This is a genomic window from Acinetobacter schindleri CIP 107287, from assembly GCF_000368625.1.
Classification (GTDB): domain Bacteria; phylum Pseudomonadota; class Gammaproteobacteria; order Pseudomonadales; family Moraxellaceae; genus Acinetobacter; species Acinetobacter schindleri.
In genome coordinates this window covers 36,844-56,917 of record NZ_KB849578.1, presented here as the reverse complement: position 1 = coordinate 56,917, position 20,074 = coordinate 36,844, and the positions used below count along the sequence as shown (strand labels likewise).

General features: G+C 35.7%; 23 protein-coding genes. 7 read left to right on the top strand and 16 right to left on the bottom strand.

Going from position 1 to position 20,074, the window contains the following annotated elements:
• Nucleotide 1 precedes the first annotated feature (1 nt).
• From F955_RS13195 to F955_RS13150, 10 genes are all read right to left on the bottom strand, one after another.
• Nucleotides 2–514 carry a hypothetical protein gene (locus F955_RS13195; RefSeq protein WP_228127697.1) on the bottom strand — a complete coding sequence of 171 codons (513 nt, stop codon included), beginning with the start codon at nt 512–514 and terminating at the stop codon, nt 2–4.
• A gap of 56 nt (nt 515–570) precedes the next feature.
• Nucleotides 571–765, bottom strand: a complete 195-nt coding sequence (locus F955_RS13190) for a hypothetical protein (RefSeq protein ID WP_004895628.1) — start codon at nt 763–765, stop codon at nt 571–573.
• A gap of 302 nt (nt 766–1,067) precedes the next feature.
• Nucleotides 1,068–1,442: a hypothetical protein gene (locus F955_RS13185; protein WP_004895626.1), complete on the bottom strand. Its 375-nt coding sequence runs from the start codon at nt 1,440–1,442 to the stop codon at nt 1,068–1,070.
• 125 nt (nt 1,443–1,567) lie between these two features.
• Entirely contained in the window at nt 1,568–1,957 is a 390-nt protein-coding gene (locus F955_RS13180; RefSeq protein WP_005401852.1) for a type II toxin-antitoxin system HicB family antitoxin, read from the bottom strand.
• Between the two features lie 28 nt (nt 1,958–1,985).
• Entirely contained in the window at nt 1,986–2,492 is a 507-nt protein-coding gene (locus F955_RS13175; RefSeq protein WP_004895623.1) for a hypothetical protein, read from the bottom strand.
• The gene (locus tag F955_RS13170; RefSeq protein WP_004895621.1) at nt 2,493–3,704 is read right to left on the bottom strand and encodes a DUF1173 domain-containing protein; all 1,212 of its coding nucleotides are present in this window, start codon (nt 3,702–3,704) and stop codon (nt 2,493–2,495) included.
• A 2-nt stretch (nt 3,705–3,706) separates the two neighbouring features.
• A complete protein-coding gene (locus F955_RS13165) occupies nt 3,707–4,879 on the bottom strand; it encodes a zeta toxin family protein (RefSeq protein WP_004895620.1) in 1,173 nt (390 codons plus the stop codon).
• A complete protein-coding gene (locus F955_RS13160) occupies nt 4,869–5,123 on the bottom strand; it encodes a hypothetical protein (RefSeq protein WP_004895618.1) in 255 nt (84 codons plus the stop codon). The genes F955_RS13165 and F955_RS13160 overlap by 11 nt, the downstream gene beginning before the upstream one ends.
• Nucleotides 5,124–5,238: 115 nt before the next feature.
• Nucleotides 5,239–5,721, bottom strand: a complete 483-nt coding sequence (locus F955_RS13155) for a hypothetical protein (RefSeq protein ID WP_004895616.1) — start codon at nt 5,719–5,721, stop codon at nt 5,239–5,241.
• Nucleotides 5,722–5,846: 125 nt separating this feature from the next.
• Nucleotides 5,847–7,124, bottom strand: a complete 1,278-nt coding sequence (locus F955_RS13150) for a replication initiation protein (protein WP_004895614.1) — start codon at nt 7,122–7,124, stop codon at nt 5,847–5,849.
• 647 nt (nt 7,125–7,771) lie between these two features.
• Here F955_RS13150 and F955_RS16425 point away from each other — a divergent pair.
• From F955_RS16425 to F955_RS13120, 7 genes are all read left to right on the top strand, one after another.
• On the top strand, nt 7,772–8,029 hold the full coding sequence (locus F955_RS16425) for a hypothetical protein (protein ID WP_004895613.1): 258 nt from the start codon (nt 7,772–7,774) through the stop codon (nt 8,027–8,029).
• A 41-nt stretch (nt 8,030–8,070) separates the two neighbouring features.
• Nucleotides 8,071–8,346 (top strand): hypothetical protein, encoded by a 276-nt coding sequence (locus F955_RS13145; protein ID WP_004895612.1) that lies wholly within the window; start codon nt 8,071–8,073, stop codon nt 8,344–8,346.
• A gap of 34 nt (nt 8,347–8,380) precedes the next feature.
• Entirely contained in the window at nt 8,381–8,824 is a 444-nt protein-coding gene (locus F955_RS13140; RefSeq protein WP_004895610.1) for a hypothetical protein, read from the top strand.
• Between the two features lie 78 nt (nt 8,825–8,902).
• Nucleotides 8,903–9,247 (top strand): hypothetical protein, encoded by a 345-nt coding sequence (locus F955_RS13135; protein ID WP_004895609.1) that lies wholly within the window; start codon nt 8,903–8,905, stop codon nt 9,245–9,247.
• 15 nt (nt 9,248–9,262) lie between these two features.
• Complete coding sequence (locus F955_RS13130) at nt 9,263–9,676, top strand: hypothetical protein (RefSeq protein WP_004895605.1); 414 nt, start codon at nt 9,263–9,265, stop codon at nt 9,674–9,676.
• 58 nt (nt 9,677–9,734) lie between these two features.
• Nucleotides 9,735–10,043 (top strand): hypothetical protein, encoded by a 309-nt coding sequence (locus tag F955_RS13125; RefSeq protein WP_004895603.1) that lies wholly within the window; start codon nt 9,735–9,737, stop codon nt 10,041–10,043.
• Nucleotides 10,044–10,229: 186 nt separating this feature from the next.
• Complete coding sequence (locus tag F955_RS13120) at nt 10,230–10,652, top strand: hypothetical protein (RefSeq protein WP_155757529.1); 423 nt, start codon at nt 10,230–10,232, stop codon at nt 10,650–10,652.
• A gap of 160 nt (nt 10,653–10,812) precedes the next feature.
• Here the strand turns inward: F955_RS13120 and F955_RS13115 are convergent, their stop codons facing one another.
• From F955_RS13115 to trbC, 6 genes are read right to left on the bottom strand one after another with little or no spacing between them, the layout of a single operon-like run.
• Nucleotides 10,813–11,358: a transglycosylase SLT domain-containing protein gene (locus F955_RS13115; RefSeq protein WP_228127698.1), complete on the bottom strand. Its 546-nt coding sequence runs from the start codon at nt 11,356–11,358 to the stop codon at nt 10,813–10,815.
• A 47-nt stretch (nt 11,359–11,405) separates the two neighbouring features.
• A complete protein-coding gene (locus F955_RS13110; RefSeq protein WP_004895598.1) occupies nt 11,406–14,375 on the bottom strand; it encodes a conjugal transfer protein TraG N-terminal domain-containing protein in 2,970 nt (989 codons plus the stop codon).
• A gap of 14 nt (nt 14,376–14,389) precedes the next feature.
• Complete coding sequence (locus F955_RS13105) at nt 14,390–15,808, bottom strand: conjugal transfer protein TraH (protein WP_004895595.1); 1,419 nt, start codon at nt 15,806–15,808, stop codon at nt 14,390–14,392.
• Nucleotides 15,809–15,818: 10 nt separating this feature from the next.
• Nucleotides 15,819–16,652, bottom strand: a complete 834-nt coding sequence (locus F955_RS13100; RefSeq protein ID WP_004895593.1) for a conjugal transfer protein TraF — start codon at nt 16,650–16,652, stop codon at nt 15,819–15,821.
• On the bottom strand, nt 16,639–19,341 hold the full coding sequence (gene traN / locus F955_RS13095; RefSeq protein WP_004895590.1) for a conjugal transfer protein TraN: 2,703 nt from the start codon (nt 19,339–19,341) through the stop codon (nt 16,639–16,641). The genes F955_RS13100 and traN overlap by 14 nt, the downstream gene beginning before the upstream one ends.
• Nucleotides 19,334–20,065 carry a type-F conjugative transfer system pilin assembly protein TrbC gene (gene trbC, locus F955_RS13090; RefSeq protein WP_004895587.1) on the bottom strand — a complete coding sequence of 244 codons (732 nt, stop codon included), beginning with the start codon at nt 20,063–20,065 and terminating at the stop codon, nt 19,334–19,336. Before trbC ends, traN begins: the two co-directional genes overlap by 8 nt.
• Nucleotides 20,066–20,074: the final 9 nt, after the last annotated feature.

Genomic DNA, 20,074 nt, shown 5'->3' with positions numbered 1-20,074 from the left:
ATTACTTTCTGTTAGGCCAAAATTCAAGTGCTTTTGAAATTAGCAGTGCTATTTCATCGGTAATTTCTTTCCTTAATTCTGAATTTTCCTGTACGTCTTCAATAGCATTAAAACGATCTGCAAATTCACTAAACACTAATTCTGCTGCCAGTGATTCAGCCGTTTTAAATTGGTTGTAATCCTGAGTATGTTCAGCACGTTTTAATAGATGATCTTCATTTTCAGGGTTCGGCATACTTATTACATCCTCTTTAACTTCACCTGTGTAACCAATGTTTTTCAGAAATAAAATTGCATCAGCTTTTTTCGGCCAGGTTTTAACATTTAAATGTTCATCATATAGTGAACGTGAAGCATAAAAGAATTTCTCATTGAATTCGAACCTCAATGATAGTTCGCCACTGGTACTTTCCACTTGATATTTAAATCGCACCCCTTCTAATGCTCCCTGAGCCATAAGTGCAATCAGTTTTCTTTCTTGTAAATATAAGTCTGACATAGCAATATTTTCCACCGTAAATGAATCTTAAGCCCTACTTATAAGAAGATCCATTGCATAGCTGTCATTTATCACTTAACTAAATTTAAGTGCTTATTTACCACTGGAAATAGATCTGCTTTTTTTGCGTATTCAAAAAGAGAATGTGTGATTTTAATTTTTTTACGCTTACTACCACAAGCAGCAAAATAACGGCTATGGCCATTTCCATGTGCTTCAATTAAGAACCCAGGATTTAATTTTAAAAGTTCGCTTAAACGTTTCATATTCTTTACTCCTAACCTTTCGGTTTGATTGTGTTTTAAAATATAACCTAGGTTATATTAATTCATCTTTGAATGTATTGCAATTTCTAAATAAAATTTCTTATGGCTTACTAATGAAAGAAATCTGTAGGCGGTGTCTACCGCCACAGTCGGGATCTTCGCCCTGTCCACCTTCCTACTCCCTGATTACAACCATCCCTTAAGTCGGTTCATCCGTGGTGGCCACAGAACAAGGTTTCGGGAGCAATAAAAATCTGTGATTTTTTGCAGCTCACTAATACCTTGTGACAACCTGTATTTGCTTATTGATAGTTAATCAATTTCACAAAATAATAGATATTTCGACTGGCATCTTTATCGCTGTACGTTAAATGGAACTTAGCAAAAAGACCGCCAATATTACAGACTAATCCAAAATCTGTTATCGTTGAACCTGGGTGATGAAAACTTAAATTGACATTACTCCTTTCTGCATCACTTAAACTATATGAAGCAAAATATTGTGATAGATTTTTAGATTTAAAATAACCAACTTGGTCATTCAACTCTTTTAAGACTTCTTCCGCTATCTCAACCTCAACACTATGGAGATCAACTTCATCACCACTTGTATGAATTATATCGTTAGCGAAAGCCCAAAATTTATGCGTTTTTTTCATTTCTGTACTCAAAGCCATTAGCTTTATACCCTCATTATACACCAGAAACACACCCTCTTTCAAAGTATTATTATTAACCTTGCGGTAAATTTATCTAATTATAATTTATAAGTTATTCTTTTTCGCTATCAACTTAAGCCAAATTACTTACTAATTTTTTTAAATATATCTTGCCATATAAGGTTAGAAACATAGTTACTTCTATTCAATCCAATTTCATCAATGAGTGCCAACAAGTTCTTTGGAATAGTCATATTCACTCTTTCAGTATTAGCTTTAATGAAGTCTGAGTTAATTTCTAAATAGATCATCTCTTTGTTTTTTATATCTTTAAAATTTGGTAAAGGAATAATTTCATTATTCTTTGATAACTCCATCATCTTAAGAATAATTGATTTTTTGATTTCACTAATGCCTTTAATAATATCTTCATCAAATACATGAACTGTGATATTAAAATCTTCTGAGTGAAGGTTAATCATTCCTTGATCAACCTCTTTCAAGACTGGATAAATTAAATTTTCTTTTATCATATTAAATACACCAAAAACACACTAAAGCTTAATACTCTTCTGCTAATTTCTCAAGTGTTGTTACCATTGTAGGTACGGCACTTCTTTTATGATTTAAAATCGTTTTAATATTTCCCTGGTTCCAACCAGTTAAAGCAGCAATATCCCGAACAGTCATTTGCATTCCGGTTTTTGTGATGTGCTTTGAATTAATTAACTCTTTAGCTTTAAAGAATCTAACTGCAAGTTTGTAATCGTTTAATTCGTGCCATACACCATTTGTGTAATCCTTGGTTAAAAATGGATCTGTAACACTTCCTTTGTTTTCCCTAAATACTGAACTTAACCGATTTTTAATAACTGTATTTTCTTCATTTTCAATCTGTCGATATAGATCAGTTTCTTCAAATGATTTACCTGAAAAAACTGAATTTCTATATTGTTTCACAACTTCCTCTTCTTGGTTGACGTTATTCTTTTCACCAAATTTTAAATAATTTGATAGCTTAAATAACGTTTCAACACGTCCACATGAAAAAGCGTATGAAATTTTCAACTACTCACCTCTTTGACTCAATAAATCCTTTTCCGGCAATCCAGGCATAGCTTTCTCTATCTCCCATTGCCATGCAGCATAGTCGCTTTCTTCAATCATTTGTTCAATGCCTTGAATATAAGCTTCGCTTTCATTTGACGGAATTATATACATACCGGTAGGTTTTGGCACTGTGTCAACGGCAACCAACGAAGCTAAGGGCTTATTGCTTGGTAAGTTGTACCTTAACCCCTTAATGAACTGGCGCTTACTTTCAATCATTTCTTCGATTAAATCGTACTCATATTTGCTTTCAAAAGGTATCCACTGTTTATTTACCAACATAAATGAGATTTCTTGAATTAAAGGCAAATCACTTGGGGTCTTTAAAATTGTACAAATAAACATTAGATGACATTGATCACCATAGTTATTCCACAGACCTAGTTCTTTAATAAAACGCTTATTGATCCTGGTGTGTACATCTTCATTCATAAAAAAATGATAGTCCGGGCAATGTTTGGCAATCAATTTAAAATCATATCGAGCTTTTTCAATTGATTTCACTTCACCAATCACAATCATTAAATTTTGAGCACCAGTTTTTGAATGTAAATGTGCTAATTGCTCTATACGTCTTGCTGCAATATCTTTTTTGATTTCATGATTGTAAGTTTCAGGTATATAAAGCGTTTGAGTTAGATCTTGTTTTTTAGCTGACTTATCGGATGCAGCTCTTAATAATTGTTTGCGTACATAGTACCAATTATTAGCTTTTTCTTTAGGTATATAGTAGTTAAGCTTTCCTTCTTCAAATAGATAATGAAGTAATCCTCTGAGGGTTAATTTTTTCCCATCTGTAGCCACACTATCATGTTCTTTTCCGCTTGGCGGTGGTGGTGCTTTCCCTCCACGTTTTGTTAGCGCAAAATCGAATTTAAGCGCTACCGAACCATCTTCCGGGTTCTCTTGTATAGCTTGGCCAAGAACTTCTCCCAAGCCTGACAATTCATGTGGCGGTTCATAACTGACACACCCAGGACTATGCGCCCCACCAGTGTTAGGCATTCTCTTAAGAATATATGCATTGTTAATTTTTGCGATATATAAAGGAACGCCACCAGGAACACATAAGCACTTTGGACGCTGCCGATCTGCATACGCTTGGCTCAAAATATCTTTTATATTCTCTGCTAAAGAATCTATTTCTAAACCACTTACCTCTATTAACATAGTTACCTCGTAAAATCCTGTTCAAGATCTTGCTGCTGCTGATTCTGTGCCTGTGAAATTTGTTGCTCTTGTTCTAATTGTTGTTGAGCTTCCTTTTGATCCATTAGATGATATTCACCATGTCCACCATGATTCATAAAGAGCTGTTGGCCAATCTCTAATTCTTGATCTTGTGCGTTCTGAATTTTGTCTCGATCATATCTAATTGCGGTAAATCGGTTAATCTTCATCAATACCTGACTTTCATCTTGATCAACCAATTGCCCTTGCTGAATGCCTTTATAAACATCGGGGCTTTTAATAATTAAGTTGCCTATTTCCGTCTTATCTACACCATCAACGGTTAATTTATTTTCTTTATGTGCTTCTTTTTCGGCAATAGTTTGTTCAATTTCTGATTTTGGTGCTTTGGCAGATGATTTCATGTGAACCAATTGTTCCCATGCAACCTGATTGTATTGATATTCACTTTTTGACAACGGTTTGTTCGTCTCAAATTTAAACGTATCTGTTGCACCTGGATCTTGGAACCAAGTTTCTTTATCCGGATTTAACTCATTTGTATAAACTTGATTTCCAACCCGATCAAAGACCTTAACTTTATCTGCTGTTTTCTCGCTTTCAGAAGAAGATAGAATTTCTTCAACTGACTTAGGATCGAAGTCTTTAATGGTTTTATGATCACTAAACCCTAAATTTCCTTTTTGATCTTCATACTGTGTATTGTTTCTTATTAGGCTCTGCTCATGTGGCGTGGCCATAGCTCGAACTTCAACCTCGTAACCATTCGCATGTAATTTATCTGTGACTTCTTTATAGTCGTATGGATTTTCACTTTTTTCATTTATCACAACATTATTTTTATTTGTGATTGCATTATCTAAAACTTTATCTGATAGGTACTTAGCTTCTTTTTCTGAGTTCTTTGTCGCCTGTATATCGTTTTTTGAAATTTCAGATGTGTAATTCTCGGTATAACTTTTATAGTAATCTGTACCAACTAAAACACTACCACCTCTATGAGATAACTCATCTTGAGCTTGTAAAGCTAAAACTTCTTTACCTGAACCTTGCTCACCAATTGCAATAATCGCCTTTGGTTTTTCTTGCTCAGTACAATGAGCATTTGATAACTTAACAAGCCCCTTAATGAAATTATCGAAATTATCCCTCATTTAGTTTCCCTCCAAGTCTTAAAGAAATATCGTGATAAATCTGTCTTAACACGGTTGTTTCATATCCTGTCAATTTAGCTTGTAGCTCACTTAACAGCACAAAGTCATCTATGTTTTTAGATTTTTGATTTTCCTGATATTGCTTTAAAATCAGACTTTGATACATGGATATTTCATATTGAATTGATACAAGCAAATTGTATCTAAGGTCATATTCTCTTCTTTCTTTTTCATCAAATTGCATAAGCCCTCCCATCCAACACTATTATAAAGTTTAATCTTTAACCGGTTTGAACTTTCGCCAACAAAAGTTTTTCATAAAATTGTTGCGTCACCGCAACAATTTTCACAAGTCTAACTTATTGGAAAAGTTTTAATTTCAACCTTTCAATTACAATCCTGTTTTGATACAACTCATTCACTAGAACACTGTTAGAACTTTCTGATCCGTTAAATTCTTCGCTAAGCCGATCTTCAATATCCAAAATCAGAACGTTATATTTAGCAATAAATTCGCTACGTGCTTTGGCCAGATCTTCGACCGTTATATTTTTAGGTTTCACTTTAAAATACGGATGATCAAGATTGCAGATTAAAAAAGTTGCCGATTCATCGTTATAAATTAAATGATCCGGTATGTTTCTTTCCCTTACCTCATAACTATGTGCTTTCTTACATTCATGAAAAGTACCTGTATCATCTTTAAAAACATAATAAATATCTAAAGTTGAACTCAGTCCGTAATATTCAAAAGATTCATTTTCAAACGTTTTGAACCCTGCCGGCATTGTTGGATAGGCTTTACTTTCTTGAATTAAACCATCCATAATTCTGTAACGCATAATCAATTAACCTTACAAACAAATAGATATAACTTACTGAAATCTTTGATACTTGCGCTTAAAATTTGATACAATAAGTGCTATATAAAGAACATCGTTAAGCACTTAGCCTAAGCAGTATTTCTTTAACTAAATCCACAATAATAAAAACTAACTTCTGAATCTTCTCTTTTATCAATATTCAAAATTTTAAGCTTCATGCCTTTAGGGTTTTTTAAAAAGATCCCCAAGAAGGCAGGGCAAGCACGACTAGGCGCTAATACCTGATTTTGGCTAGTGTCACAAAGCATTTTAATGCCTTCGCTGCGCTCAGAGCTTTTATGCATTCCGCTACGCTCCATGCTTTTTTTCGCCAATGCGTGTGTGCGAGATTTATTTATCTCATTGAAATCCAAAAGCTTTAGCTTGGCCAGTCCTTTTGTATATCTAAGCACTGTTCTATACGATATTTTTAGTTTCTCAGCTATGTCGAGTAATTTTACGCCCATTCGGAAAAGCTTTTTAGCTGCAATTCTAACGGCCTCATACTTCGCTGATTTCTTCTTTCCACCATTAGATCCTTTTGCACGTTGTCGCTCTACAAATTGCTCATAGCACTTCTGATCGTGTTTAAAGGTGTAATTGCTAATTGATTTAGCTATGTGGCAACATTCTTTGTAATCCAAAGGATTAATAAAATTACTATTCTTTTCTTTAACCAGGCTCAACACATGATTGAACCAGTGTGTGAATACTCGACCGCTATTTCTAAATTCTCGAACGTCTTTGTATGCTAAGCGCCTTACAGAATGAAAAACTTCATCGTTCCGACCGCAAATTACATCATCATCATTTTGTGCTTTTTCAAGGGATCTTACATTAACTGGATTAAGTTCTAATTTAGATGCCAGGTCTTTTAAGTGATATGGTTCTGTTTTGAAGCTTGATACACGCCACTGGTTAGATAAAGGGTTCTTACCGATTAATCCGGTGTATCGTTCATCGCCCTCTAATTCTCTTGTGAGCGCTCTTTCTACTGCTGAATAATATTGTTGTGCCTTAATTGAACTTTTCTCTGTGAACGATACAGCGTCCATTAGTTCATAAATGAAGTGTGCCCGGCCATTATCTTTGTTTTCTATTATTATATTTGGTGCAGGTAAATGTGATTTTTCATAAAGCCATTCAACGACTGCGCCAGGAAGATCTATATCAACAATGATGTATTTCTTCCACATTGGGTGATTGTATTGAATGTATGGTTTTTTTACTGCTTCTATTTTTCTATTAATTTTTAAGCCTTCTAGCTCAAAACCATTGGTGCAGTAAGGTTTACTTGGCAAATTCTCATAAAATCTTTTTAAAACAGTATTTAAAGATTCATTGTTTTGCTGTTGGTTGTTTAAAGCTGTCATTCCAAACATAATTCTTGTCCTGTTATAACCAACAAGACGCATCACTATGCTGAAATACACTTGCGAAATGAAAAAACCGCATGTATTATTGTTCTAGCACAGTACAAGTTTGAACGCCAATCCATTACTTGTATATTTGTCTTGTTGGGTTGCCACCCTAAAAATACTGGTCTTAGTTTCCGCTAAAACCTTAAGCCCAAGTAGTTTACCGACTGCTTGGGCTTTTAATTTTTCTGCCTTTAATATTTATATCGAAGACAAAAGCCCTATTCAACTTCATAGTGAAGCCTAAATATTTCATTAAATTATCATAAATGATATGCCTTTTCTAGCTTTAATTTTCTAACAAGATCCGCAATTAACAGTACCGTTACGGCACTGGCCAACACCGTTATAATCGGACTGCTGCATTGTGGTACACCCGCTTACTAAAACAGCAATAATTAACCCGGATAAAACCCATACTTTTTTCATATCAATTCCTAATCAGTTATAGTTAAGCTTCAAATTGGAGCTTATATTATGCTTTTATACAAACAAGAATTAAACACTTTTCAAATTTTTGTCGTTTAAAGAAATTGACTTCAATCTGAATCTCAACTTACCCTATTAGATAAGAATTTAAATCCAAATCACTTAATTAAAGGAATTGAACAATGCATAAGAAAACTTTAATCGCTTTAACACTTGCAGCTTCAACACTTGCTTTGTCTTCTAATGCAATGGCAGCTAAAAAAGGTACTGCATGTACAAGCGTTTCAAGCCAAATGAGCAACATATACGAAGTTAAATTTTTATGTCCTGAACTTAGTCAAAATCGTTTATCAATTTCTGAAATATATAATATGGGTTATCGAGTTGCGTCTTTAGCGTTTCAGGGCAATATTGCTGCCTTGATAGTTGAGCAACAATAAAACATATCTATATGTTTCTACTCTGAATGGGGAGTAGTCTAATGTCTTCTATTTTATGGATCATTAATGCCTTTCTTGTAGGGTTGTTACTGGTTACTTTTGTGCCTGTAATTCTCTATTTCAATCCTATTTGTGGCATTGTTTTTGGCTTTTTGTTTTTCAGGATCTTTGTTCTTTGCATTAATGTTATTCGAGACGAACGTGCAGCTCAACAGTGGTGTGACGATGCAGCGAATAGCCCTATTCTGAATAACGATCCTCAGAATATAGTTGATTTGCCGGCTCACCCTCTTCACAATCAGTATTTAGGAAAATAAAGCGTTGCGTCACCGCAATTAGTTGGTAAATATAATGGCTAAACCACACACTTCTAAACGCTCTGACCTACTTACTAATAAGCAATTATTGCAATGCCTTTCATTTTTTTTATGGTTTATTCCAACAATACTTTTTGTTAATTACCAGGTTAAACCATTCCTTGAAACAGTTAGATTTATAGTTCCAAGTAACATGTTAAAAATGATGACTGGATATAGTCGCTTTGATGTTCTTCATGCAACTGTGCCTTCTATCTTATTTTTACTTTTTGTTTTCTTTGTTTTAATGCACGTCAAAAATAAATTTATACAACTTAATACAGCTCTTCGTTCTATTAAATACTTTCCTGAAAAAGCAATCGACACATCCACCGTGGTATCTAAAACTACGAGATATTTTTGGATTTCCCATGCTCTAATATTTTTTGGATTCTTATTGGTTGTTCAACAATTCTATTGGGTTGTTTCAAAAGCTTAAACACTACATATAGTATCGGTCGGAACCTGGATCTACACAATATATTGTGTTTTCTATAATTTAAGGTTTTTTTAATTTATGAAATATTTAATCCCTTTAAGTATTCTTATTACTGTTTCATCTTCTCTATTTGCAGATGTTATACCACCGGAAAAGACAAAAGATTACGTTGGGAAAACGGCAACTGTTTGTGGCAAAGCAGTACATATTGTATCGAGAGAAGATCACACTTTTATCAACTTAAATAAATTCCACCCATATCAGGACTTTTATTTTTTTTATCCTAGTTCTACCTTCCCTAAAAGCTCATTCCTGAATAAAAAAGTCTGTGCTACTGGCACTATACGAATCCATTACGGACAATATCGAAAATACCAAATTATTGTAAATTCACTTGATCAATTTCAAATAAAAGGCAACTAAATTAGGAGAATATTTATGAAAACAGTTTCATCTATCGCAAATGAAAAAGGCGGTGTTACGTTATTACTATTTCACTGCTATTTTAATTCTAGTGAATCCCTAACTCATTTCATGCATGATTTAGATCATTCTTTGTATTCTGAATTACCTTATCTATATTCAGTTTGTATTGCTGACAACTCTACGAATAACAAAAAAATTACTGCTGCCTTTTCTATTAAAACCACTTATCACCATGACGATCCTGACTTCATTAATGTTCTTACAAATGTTGTTTCAATTGACCAGGATCTACTTTCTCATTTAAATGATAAAACGACATTCCTTCCGGCACGTATTAATGTTAGTGGCCAACCACTTACTGAGAAAGAACACCTTCAAATTAGTGTTCAACAGTTTATGAAGCACAATGTTGATGGACGTGCTTAGGCTATTTATTGTGTGAGTTTTAATTAATTATGCGATATGCCTACTAAGGTGAATTTAGATGAAAAAAGCCAATGTCCATATCTTCATTTGGAAATTTGTAATTGGATTATTCTTTTTCAGTTTTTTTATGACTTATGTTCACTCAAATGCTGAAATTACAAATTTATCAATGTTGTTTTATGGGTTTAAGCTAGGTCTGTGGTTTGCAACTATTGCTACCACTTTGATTTGTGTATTGCTCGGTTTAGCAAGGTTCATAAACAATAAACCTGAGAAAAATGAGCTTATTTACTCATGGTTTTATACATCGACAAAATATACGCTTGCATTTGTTTGTACATTAGCTTTTGTCATTTTTGTCGCATAGTTGAATGTAAATTATTGGCCAATATGCAGTTTTTATTTGTTGCAGTCACAAGGTATTAGTGAGCTGCAAAAAATCACAGATTTTTATTGCTCCCGAAACCTTGTTCTGTGGCCACCACGGATGAACCGACTTAAGGGATGGTTGTAATCAGCGAGTAGCAAGGTGGACAGGGCGAAGATCCCGGCTGTGGCGGTAGACACCGCCTACAGATTTCTTATTTCATTAAATCAAATATTAAAGGCAAAAATGGTTACTCAAACAAATTTTCTTCCTACCTCTGAATACTTTTGTACACAACATGATTGTCAAAAAATCATTGTTTCAACTGGCAATAATGAACACCTTTTAATTTGCAAAAACTGCTATGAGGAAAATAAAAACATCCAAAATATTAGACATAAATTTATGTCTAGTCTAACCAAATTACGCAGTTTATATTATTTATTATTATTCTCGCTAATTTATAATTTTCTTACCTTTGTTCTTGATGCTTATCATTCAATACTTGCAATGAATATAAGTATTGAAACTATGCTTAAGCTATTCGCTACAACTATATTAATCGTATTTATTGAAATAGAACTTCGTAAAAAACTAGGTTCATATTAATTTAATTTTTTTACTGACACTTGACCTTGCAATGAATACAGAAGATACTTTGATTACGATGTCTTTGTATGTTTCTATATAAAGTCACTAACGGATCTTTTTAGATCCGTTTTTTATTGCCAAAAAAAACCGCATCGAAATGCGGTTTTTTCATATCTATTTACTTCCGGCTTTTTCCGTTCTGAATATCATACATACCTTGGTTTAACTTCTTCGTTACCTGGTTCATGTACTCTTTTGCAGTAGTTTGGTTCCCTTTAATATATAAGCCTTTGTTTAGGTTCAATGCAGATGCACTTACGGCCGTTCTTGCCATTTGCCCCTTCCTTGCTGCTACAGACATTCCAGGATTCCCAATATTGTGCAATGCATAAATATCAGCCGGTGTTACCTGACTAACAATTCCATTTGCTTTAAAAGCATTCTGAATGCGTCTTTCTGCAACAATAATATTTTCAGCTAAAGCAATTGAATTTAATCGTGGATTATCCCGATATGCCAATTGCTGTTTTTCTGAAAGTTTTTGCAAAGCTTTTAACTCCGGATGCTTTGCTCCCTTAATCCGATCTAACCATGCCCCACGTGTGAACTGCCCTAAGCCAGTTGCCCCCGATGATGAAATAGCACTTGGGTTAAATGAACTTTCTACAGCAGCGATAGAAACGGCTAGATTTGGATTAACCCCCATTTCTTGTGCTGCTTTAATTACATGGCCACCATGCCTATCAAAGTTCGGCCTTAAGGCATGGTCTTTTACTTTTTTGGTGTATCACCACCTCCAAACGTTCCAAGCTTATCTTGTAATATCCGTGTGATTTTACTGTTTGGCTCAAGGTCTTGTTCATAGTCGGTTTTCTTTTTAGCTCCTTCACGTAAATCTTTTTCTTTCGCCCCCAACTCTTGAGCACGATCCGCTACAGTGCCTTGTGCATCTTTAACAATTGATGGTGTGCTTAGATTTGGATTTAGTGCTGCAACATCATTTTGACTAACACCAACTTTATCTAAGTTAGCTTGAGCCTTTTGATCAAAGCCGTAACGATCCGCAATTTCGTTTTTATATTGATCAAAACTAACAAATAATTCTTTGTTGTTTTTAATACCATCTCCATTCAGGAATTGAGTTGGCATTTTCAACGAGTTCGCTTCTTGCTTTATTAAATACTCTTGAGACAACGCTTGTTGCTCTTTTGGACTTAATAATGAGAACTGGCCAGGGGACATATTGTTTTCTCTAGCAACATCACTTGCATGTGTAACACTTCGGCCATAGTCTGTGTCAAAGTTAAGTGAACGAGAATAATTTAGTCCGGCTGTTTCTCTTGTTCCTTGTTGTTGATTTATGCTTGCACTCTCTCCAGTAATAACTTGATTGTTATTAAATACAGATGCGTTTTCTTGGATGCCCCATTGTTGGTTAGACTGTCTTTGAGATTCATTTGTATCTGTCAAACTGCCATTACGGTCATGTGAAATATGTTGATTAATGCCCTGTTGTTGATCACCTTGTAATCTTACCTCAGCACCATTCCCAACTTGTGCGCCCTCTGAATAACGGAAATCTATTCCTCCTTGAGCACCTAAGTTCCCATAAGCCGGAAGTCCACCACGCCCACCTTTTCCTGGGGCTGCATTTGAGCCAGGAACAGCATTATTGCCTTGTCCACCTGGAACACCACCTTTGCCATTTGGAGCACCACCTGTAGAACCAGGAGCGCCAGGAATACCCTGTGAGCTTGCGCCAGGCTGACCAGTATTTGGATTAATAGAACCACCACCACTACTTCCACCGCCTGGTACTGAAAGCCCTAAACTTCCACTCATACCACCATTCAAACTTTGATCAAAACGTCTGTCTTCATTGTAAGAGTTATTATTAGATGCATTTACACCATAACCAAGATTGTTATCAAATCCACGGTTATCACTACCACTTACGCCTTCTGCTCTATTAACACCAATACTTTGTAAATTAGTACGTCCTTGCCCTTTGGTTTCATCATAGCTATACGTTGATCCTAGGGTCGAATTAGCATCAAAATTTTGGCCTTTTGATAACGTTGTATCTGAGCTTCTTTCTGATCCTAAATTCCTTGAGATACCACTATTAACCGATGCACCATAATGTAGGTCATTGTTGTGGTACTGTGTTGCGACATCCCCATTATTATATTGTGTTCTTGTTGCATCAGAACCAACATAAGAACGCCCATTATTGTTGTAAAGTTCGGATGTATCCATCTTGTGCATATTGGTATTGTTTGCAGAAATATTATCTATTGTTTGCTCACCAATGTTTGCATTACCAGTAGATAGACTCGATCCGGCACTTCCTGCTGCACTCCATGACATAAGCATTCTTTGGCCAACACCAGTGATTGAACCCTGCATTTTAAATGCCAACCACCCGGCTAAAAATATGGACAAAATAACCATATAGCCGACCATAGTTTGTTCATCAATCAACGTACCATCGAGCACACCCATCATTCCAAATGGAACACCGGCTGCAAGCTCCAATGCATCTGTTTTCATTTTCAAATAGATCAATGAAATGTGATTAATAACTGCAAAGAAAATAGGAATAATCCCTAATGCAACTAAAGATGAAAAATAGGTTCCTAACACACCTAGCATGTTATCTGCTTTGCTTAAGATAAGAATGATTAGCACAATTGGAAATATGCTATACATGATTGCTTCAAGCCAGTTTCTAATCTGTGGAATTACTTCATAAGCCAATTTTGTGACTACAGACATATTTCCTTGAACTTGTTTAGCGCCAAGTGCTGCCCCTGCGTTAGCCGTGATTTCTGCTACTCGGCTTGGATCATTCATCAAAGCCGGTAACTCTGTGCCGGCTTCACGCCACACGTTGTTAAACATTGACTGTTTCACTGCATCACTAGCACTTTGATTGCTATTTAAAAGCCAACTATATGAAGTTCCCAAAGAGTTTAAATACATCGAGTAAGCTATATCATCCGGGAACCGGTTGAAGAATGATTTACCGTAATAGCGCATTGATGCTTCTAAACCGTTCTGTACTCTTGTTCTAAGGTCATTTGCAGCATCGGTACACGTTCTTGTTACTCGGTTTGCACCTAGACTTCCAAACGTCACAAAACGAGCCGGATTCGTATTGGATAAAACATAGTTCCAACTATCTGCTCTGTTTGATAAATCACTTGCAGAAACATAACCATCTTGTATGTCATAGATCGTACATTCTTTAAAGAATTGCATAACATCACTACGCAATACTGGATCTGTAATAGTGACCTTGTTTGCATGTTTAATCAGTGCTTGGCCATACCCCATGTCACCTGTTCCAGTTAAGCTTAATGCATCAGGTATATTGAAAACCGTTTCATAAGACTTAACCAACCATCCCGAAGCATTGTTAATAAATGCGCTCCCGGCTGCTAATAGCCAGGGAACATTTTGTACAATTTTTGGCGGTTGTTGTGCCAGGTTATCCGTTAAAACCACTTTTCCAATTGGCATGTTAATCAACATAGTGAATAACAATGCCTGGAAGAACCAACGGAAAAACCCCATGTCTTTGTTCCACATAAATGTGATTAAAGATATGAGACACATGATTAAAAAAGCTAGTTTCATCAATCCAACAAAGTTACCGCTTTGCATGATTGAAGACACACCGTTTAAGATTTGGTATGTGACTTCCACATTCCAATAAGTATTAATCTCAAAGTTCATATTTCCCTCCTTCCTTACTGTAAGGAATTGGCGAAATTAACGGATTGGCGAAGAGACTGAGACATATTAGAGTGCAAAGTTCTTTCCATTTGGTTCACTTCCATTGCAATGTTATATGCAACGTTTGTACGTTGATAAGTCGTTGCAATAGATGTGTTTATTTCTGCTCTAAGTTGAATGATTTCTTCTTTTAAGCGTTTCAATTCTTGTGAATACAATTCACTTTGAGTTCCGGCCAGGTAATTATCTAAGGCTGCATTTACATCACGTGCAACCATTTCTACATACGCTTGAGCATATTTTGCAGCCAATAATTCATAGTAATTATTCAAAGCAAAACGTGCTGCATCACCATTGCCATAACGTGTGTTTACTGCCACTAATTTATAAACTGGAATATCAGTCACATTCACAAAATCAATTAATTCCTGTGAATTTGTAATGTTTTGACGATTAGCAATCGCATTGATTAAACCATCGAGCTTAAGCTTAACCATCCAATAGAATGACGTGCTATTTTGTTCGGCTGCCGTTAGCTCTGTACATTCATCAACACCTGTACCATTACCACATGCCCATACTGGCAACTTAACGCTAGTTTCACCAGGCTTACCAATGAAGTCTGTAATATTGTTCACACGTCTTGCATACGGCTTCACGATGTTATTGTTATTGGCATCTTTGGTTATAGAAACAGTTCCGATCATACCCATGATCATTTGTTTCTCTGTCGTGGTTAAACCGGCTCTACTTAATGCCTTCCATGTAAGGTTTCCGTTGCTTGGCGTATGATCCCTAATATTTGGATCTGCATTCTGTAAACTTTGGTTTACTTGCTCTGTTTTCCCTGCATTTCCTTTAATACCTCCCCATGCATCAGTTGCATCTGAGAAGATATTTTTAAACGTACCAAAATTAATTGCTGACTGTTCACGGCCTTTTAAATCGAGCTGTGCTGTAGTTGCATTTACAATACCTTTGGCTGCTTCACAACTATCAATATTCATTCTATTGATAGCTTGTGTCGTTGACTGCAAAGCTTGCATAACGTTATCGCAAGTAGGGCATAAATTTTGAATCGCTAATTTAAAACCATAGCCTAATGCCTGGCTTCCGATGTTTTTAGCCATAGCAATAAACTGTTCTTTATTAATAAAGCTAAAACCACCTGTATATAGATCAATACCGCCACATCCGGCACTTACAGAAGGTGGCGTTAAACTCGCAAGGTTATATGTGTTTTTTGGAATCCGCACAAATGCTGAACCACCTGTATAGTAGTTCATTGTTTGCCCTTGGATTGCTGCACCACCGGCCACATTTCCATAGGCATTTATTTGATCAAATACATCACTCATTGACTGCGAACTATTTACGCTTAATGATGCACTACCTAACGCCAATCCTAATACTAATGCTTTAATCTTGTTCATGTTTTAGCCCTTAAAATTCTTGTCCTGGTTCTGTATTGGTTAATGTCCAAATACGGTCTACAACCTCTTGAAGACTCATAACACCAAAACCAATTGTTGCCTTTTCACCTGTTTTTTTAGATGCAATAAAAGTTGCTGGAACTTTTTCAATTCCCCATTGCTGAGCTACTGCACGTCCGTCTCTTGGATTCGGGAATTCAGGTAAACCGCCCCCATCAATTGAAACGCCTAAAACTTCAATTCCATACATTTCAGAAAGCAGTTTTAAAGTTGGTGCATATTGGTGGCAATAAGGGCAATCACTTCTAAAGAAAAAGATCAAACCATGTTCACGTGCTATATTTTTCATATAGTTTGTTCTGTCTTGTTCTTTAGCTTGGTTGTTTACTTTTACGGCCGTGTTATTAACTGGATTTTTTAGGGAGTAATCGTATTGAGGATTAGTCCAAACAACCCTACGCCATTGATCTGCAAAGACAGTACCTTTGTCCATTGTCATGTGCCATGCATCAAGATAGTTCTTAATGTTTTGCTCTGTTGGGTTCATAACGGCAAGATCTTCACGGATCTTAAGTTCTTGTCTTAGCTCTTCTGCTGTCTTAAGCTTTGACAAGTCTCTTAATACCGGTGATGGTTGCGGTGACGCAACTTGCTCTTGTTTTGGTCGTTGTGCCGGGGTCGCTTTTACTGGCTCCGGCTCATCATCACAATACCAATTTCGCTTCGTCTGATCACATTTCCAAATTGAGTCATAATCAAAAACTGATTTAGGCTCTGCATTTACTTCAAAACCAACCAAAGCGAAAACAAGCAGTAGTAAAAATTTAAACTTATTCTGCATCATTGTAATAACCCCCTACTGCTTTTTTAGTCACTTGGTCACGCAACTCTTTTACACGTTGATCTAAATTCATGTTTGTTGCTGTGATTGAATTTTTGAACTCTGTTAAGTCCATTTTTGAAAAATCTAAGCGTTGTAGCTCATCAATTTTAATGCCTTCACAAGTCTCTAAAGACAATCCTAGCTGTGCTCGGCCTTGACGATTGATTAGCTTTGCAAGAATAGATTTAAAGCAGCAATAAGCTCTCGTTTCTTCTAAACATGATCCAAACACTGGATCTTTTTTAGAGCACCAAGTTCTTGAATGTGTACATAAACTACTACCACGTTTAATACCTAGTTCACGCTCACCTTCACTACACTCAAGCCAACCAAAAGTAAGCTGTGACTGTAATTGCTTCATGGTTTTATCATCGTTATACATATCATCGTATTGATATTTAGAACCTTGTGTTTGTTGTGGCGGTGAATCAGGATTATTATTAAATGCCCCTGTTGCAGAATTACCACTGTTATTGTTCGTTGCTGAACTTGCATCAATTTTAATTTGTTTACAGCAACTCATAATGTTACTGCCGGCAAGAACTTTAACTGTGCATTTGTTTTCTTCACCAGTGAATAAACGCAATGTATTTTGATAGTCTTTTTCCATATAGACACCGGCTTCACGTGCTGCTTCCATCATCGTGATTGCTTCTGCAAAATCAGCATCTTTTTCATCTGCTGCCGTTTCCAAACACTTACCATCTACACAGTCAACATCAACACAAATAGTTTGCTCTTCTTCTCTAGCCGGTGTTTTCTCACATTGATATTTCTGACTATATGAAACACATGTGCCGTTAGCATCTTTGCTTGTACATTCACTTCCGATTTGTGTACATCCTTTTTCTAGTAAAGGGCGACAATCTGAAACTGTAGATCCATTTGTTTGACAGCTATATTTCTTAGTTGTATTCCAACAACCTTTAACCATCACACCATTAATGATTTTTGTTGATTCATCTGAGCAAGTTTCAGATACCAATTTGCAAGAATCATTTGTACTACATGTATCAATTTTTTGTTGAGTACATGAACACTGATAATTAGTTTCTACATGAATTGCTCCCGACCACGGCCCTGCCCAGTTGTCTATATACATCCGGATATTATTAGAACCAACTTTCAAGTAGGGTTTTAAATCTATACTTACGTTATCAGTTCTATTATTACCTGTTGATCTATTAAAGATTTCCTTTTCATTTACATAAATAATTCCTCTATTGTCGTAATGCACTTGCTTAAGCACCATATTTGTTGAGTTGACATCTTTAATATCAAAATCAACAATAAAGTTTCTTTTGCTTGAACCCCTTTTTCCATCATTACCGCTTGCACTTAACGTGAATGCCGTAGGTAATTTATTAAGACTTGCATTTCCATCACTTTTACTAATTTTGAATGTGTCGTAGTCAATCCCTTGATCACAAGTAGAAACATCACGCAATGTTCCCGATGGGTTTTTACATTGCATTTGAGTTTGTGTTTGACAGCTTTGTGTTTGCTGAGCATACATTGTGTTTTTACAAACATAGTTTTGCTGAGTTTTTACGCAATTTTCTTTCCAATCACGCTCTAAACAAACTGTATCTTTAACACCGCACATTTTGCTATCAAGAATATCTTCACTGCATGTATTGGTTTTCTTTTTTGTACACTCACAATACATAGGAATATCAATATTAAGATCTGCGTAATACGGTGAATTTTTAACGTTGTTATAAACAGTCAATTCAATCGTATTTACACCCTCAACAAAATATTGGCCTAATTCTTGGTTTGATGAATAACCAGTAGTACCATCATTTGCACCGCCAATATTTACAGCAAGCGCTTGTACACCGTTAATTTTCAATAAATATGCATCATCGTAGGTACTATTAATTAGTTTAATATTGTTCAATTTTGAACGATTTCTAATCGTTATTCTGAACGTGGATGTAGCACTACCAATCGGGGTATTCCATCTGTAACCTAACCCTAATTTAAGTCTATTTCCTTCGTATCGAATATAAGAATTATGATCACCACTTGCCGTTAATGCACCTCTATCAACGCCTGTAACACCGTTACATGTATTCCCATCAATAGCAGTAGGACAAACATCATTTACGATTGTTTCTAAGCATTGCTGCTCATTAAGCGCCAATCCTTGGGTGCAAACTTGCTCTTCATAAACCGGATTGATTTTTACAGTTTTTTGGAAACATGTTTGATTGTTATTGAATGACTCAAAAGTATTGGTTTTGATTTCATTACTGCTTTTAATCACAGCATCCGTTTTTGGATCAACTTCATACAGCTTACGGTTCCGTGGGTTTTTATTTACGAATGTGATAGCTTCACATTCGATTTTTTTATCTGCCGTTAAATCGCTATTTGGATTTGAGCAACGAGTATATTTATTATAACCATTTTGGCTTACGTTACTTAAACCATCAAATTCTGCATCAATTCCATCTTCTTTGTCTTCATAATTCTGAGAATAGCCAGGCAACCACTGTGAACCATTACTTTGATTCACAGCATTGTTTGCACTTCCTAAACCTTGGTTCCCTGCTTCTATTCCAAGTTGTTGACCTTGTGATGTATTTGCATAAACATTGATATTTAGCAAAATCGTCATGATCAGAAGGAGAAACTTATTCATTTCCACCCCCTCTTTTTACTTGTTTCAAATAATCATTTGCTAATGTTTGTAGTTCGCCCTTTTCCCCTTTGGCCATTATTTCTAAAGCATATTCAACTGAAATATCGCCTGTAACCTTTGAATAGTTTTCTGGCATTACACAGCCTTCTTCATCCATATTCTCTTCTGCATTTGCCTTAACCATAACAATGCTTGGAACAACGTCTACCTTGTACTGTTTAAATGCATTTGGATTAATCTGAATATTGCCTTTGCGAATATCGAGTCTTCGGATCTCTTTAGCTGTCTCTTTAAAATCATTGTTTTTAAAACCAATGAAGACAACTGTTCCGTTTACCTTAAGCGTGTCTGCTATTAACTTCTTTAAAGAACTATCCGGCATAGAAAAGCTTGCGAATCCAATCACACCACTAATGGTTTTCTTTTCATCATTAACTTTCTTTTTATAACGCTCAGCGATTTTCTGTACATCAATATTGCTAAACTGGCCAACCTGAACATTTGGAAAACTGTTTCTTTCAGGCATTTGCACTTTGTCAAAAGCCTTGCGCTGTTCGGCTGCTTTTTCTTGAGCCTTTTGCCAATCAGCATTATTTTCGCTGAATACATTTTCATTCAGCATGTTCTTTTTAATTGCAGCATCATCAGCGTAATAATTTGAATAGGCGTTTTGTCCTACTAAACCACCAATAACCAATGATACGACTAGAGATAATTTTTTCATTTCAAGCAC

Coding starts and splice junctions, on each gene's coding strand:
- F955_RS13125 (WP_004895603.1), top strand. CDS start 9,735: ATGAAAAAAGCCAATGTCCATATCTTCATTTGGAAATTTGTAATTGGA.
- traN (WP_004895590.1), bottom strand. CDS start 19,341: ATGAATAAGTTTCTCCTTCTGATCATGACGATTTTGCTAAATATCAAT.
- F955_RS13165 (WP_004895620.1), bottom strand. CDS start 4,879: ATGAGGGATAATTTCGATAATTTCATTAAGGGGCTTGTTAAGTTATCA.
- F955_RS13100 (WP_004895593.1), bottom strand. CDS start 16,652: ATGATGCAGAATAAGTTTAAATTTTTACTACTGCTTGTTTTCGCTTTG.
- F955_RS13180 (WP_005401852.1), bottom strand. CDS start 1,957: ATGATAAAAGAAAATTTAATTTATCCAGTCTTGAAAGAGGTTGATCAA.
- F955_RS13130 (WP_004895605.1), top strand. CDS start 9,263: ATGAAAACAGTTTCATCTATCGCAAATGAAAAAGGCGGTGTTACGTTA.
- F955_RS13140 (WP_004895610.1), top strand. CDS start 8,381: ATGGCTAAACCACACACTTCTAAACGCTCTGACCTACTTACTAATAAG.
- F955_RS13170 (WP_004895621.1), bottom strand. CDS start 3,704: ATGTTAATAGAGGTAAGTGGTTTAGAAATAGATTCTTTAGCAGAGAAT.
- F955_RS13150 (WP_004895614.1), bottom strand. CDS start 7,124: ATGTTTGGAATGACAGCTTTAAACAACCAACAGCAAAACAATGAATCT.
- F955_RS13135 (WP_004895609.1), top strand. CDS start 8,903: ATGAAATATTTAATCCCTTTAAGTATTCTTATTACTGTTTCATCTTCT.
- F955_RS16425 (WP_004895613.1), top strand. CDS start 7,772: ATGCATAAGAAAACTTTAATCGCTTTAACACTTGCAGCTTCAACACTT.
- F955_RS13145 (WP_004895612.1), top strand. CDS start 8,071: ATGTCTTCTATTTTATGGATCATTAATGCCTTTCTTGTAGGGTTGTTA.
- F955_RS13185 (WP_004895626.1), bottom strand. CDS start 1,442: ATGGCTTTGAGTACAGAAATGAAAAAAACGCATAAATTTTGGGCTTTC.
- F955_RS13155 (WP_004895616.1), bottom strand. CDS start 5,721: ATGCGTTACAGAATTATGGATGGTTTAATTCAAGAAAGTAAAGCCTAT.
- F955_RS13190 (WP_004895628.1), bottom strand. CDS start 765: ATGAAACGTTTAAGCGAACTTTTAAAATTAAATCCTGGGTTCTTAATT.
- F955_RS13105 (WP_004895595.1), bottom strand. CDS start 15,808: ATGAACAAGATTAAAGCATTAGTATTAGGATTGGCGTTAGGTAGTGCA.
- F955_RS13160 (WP_004895618.1), bottom strand. CDS start 5,123: ATGCAATTTGATGAAAAAGAAAGAAGAGAATATGACCTTAGATACAAT.
- F955_RS13110 (WP_004895598.1), bottom strand. CDS start 14,375: ATGAACTTTGAGATTAATACTTATTGGAATGTGGAAGTCACATACCAA.
- trbC (WP_004895587.1), bottom strand. CDS start 20,065: ATGAAAAAATTATCTCTAGTCGTATCATTGGTTATTGGTGGTTTAGTA.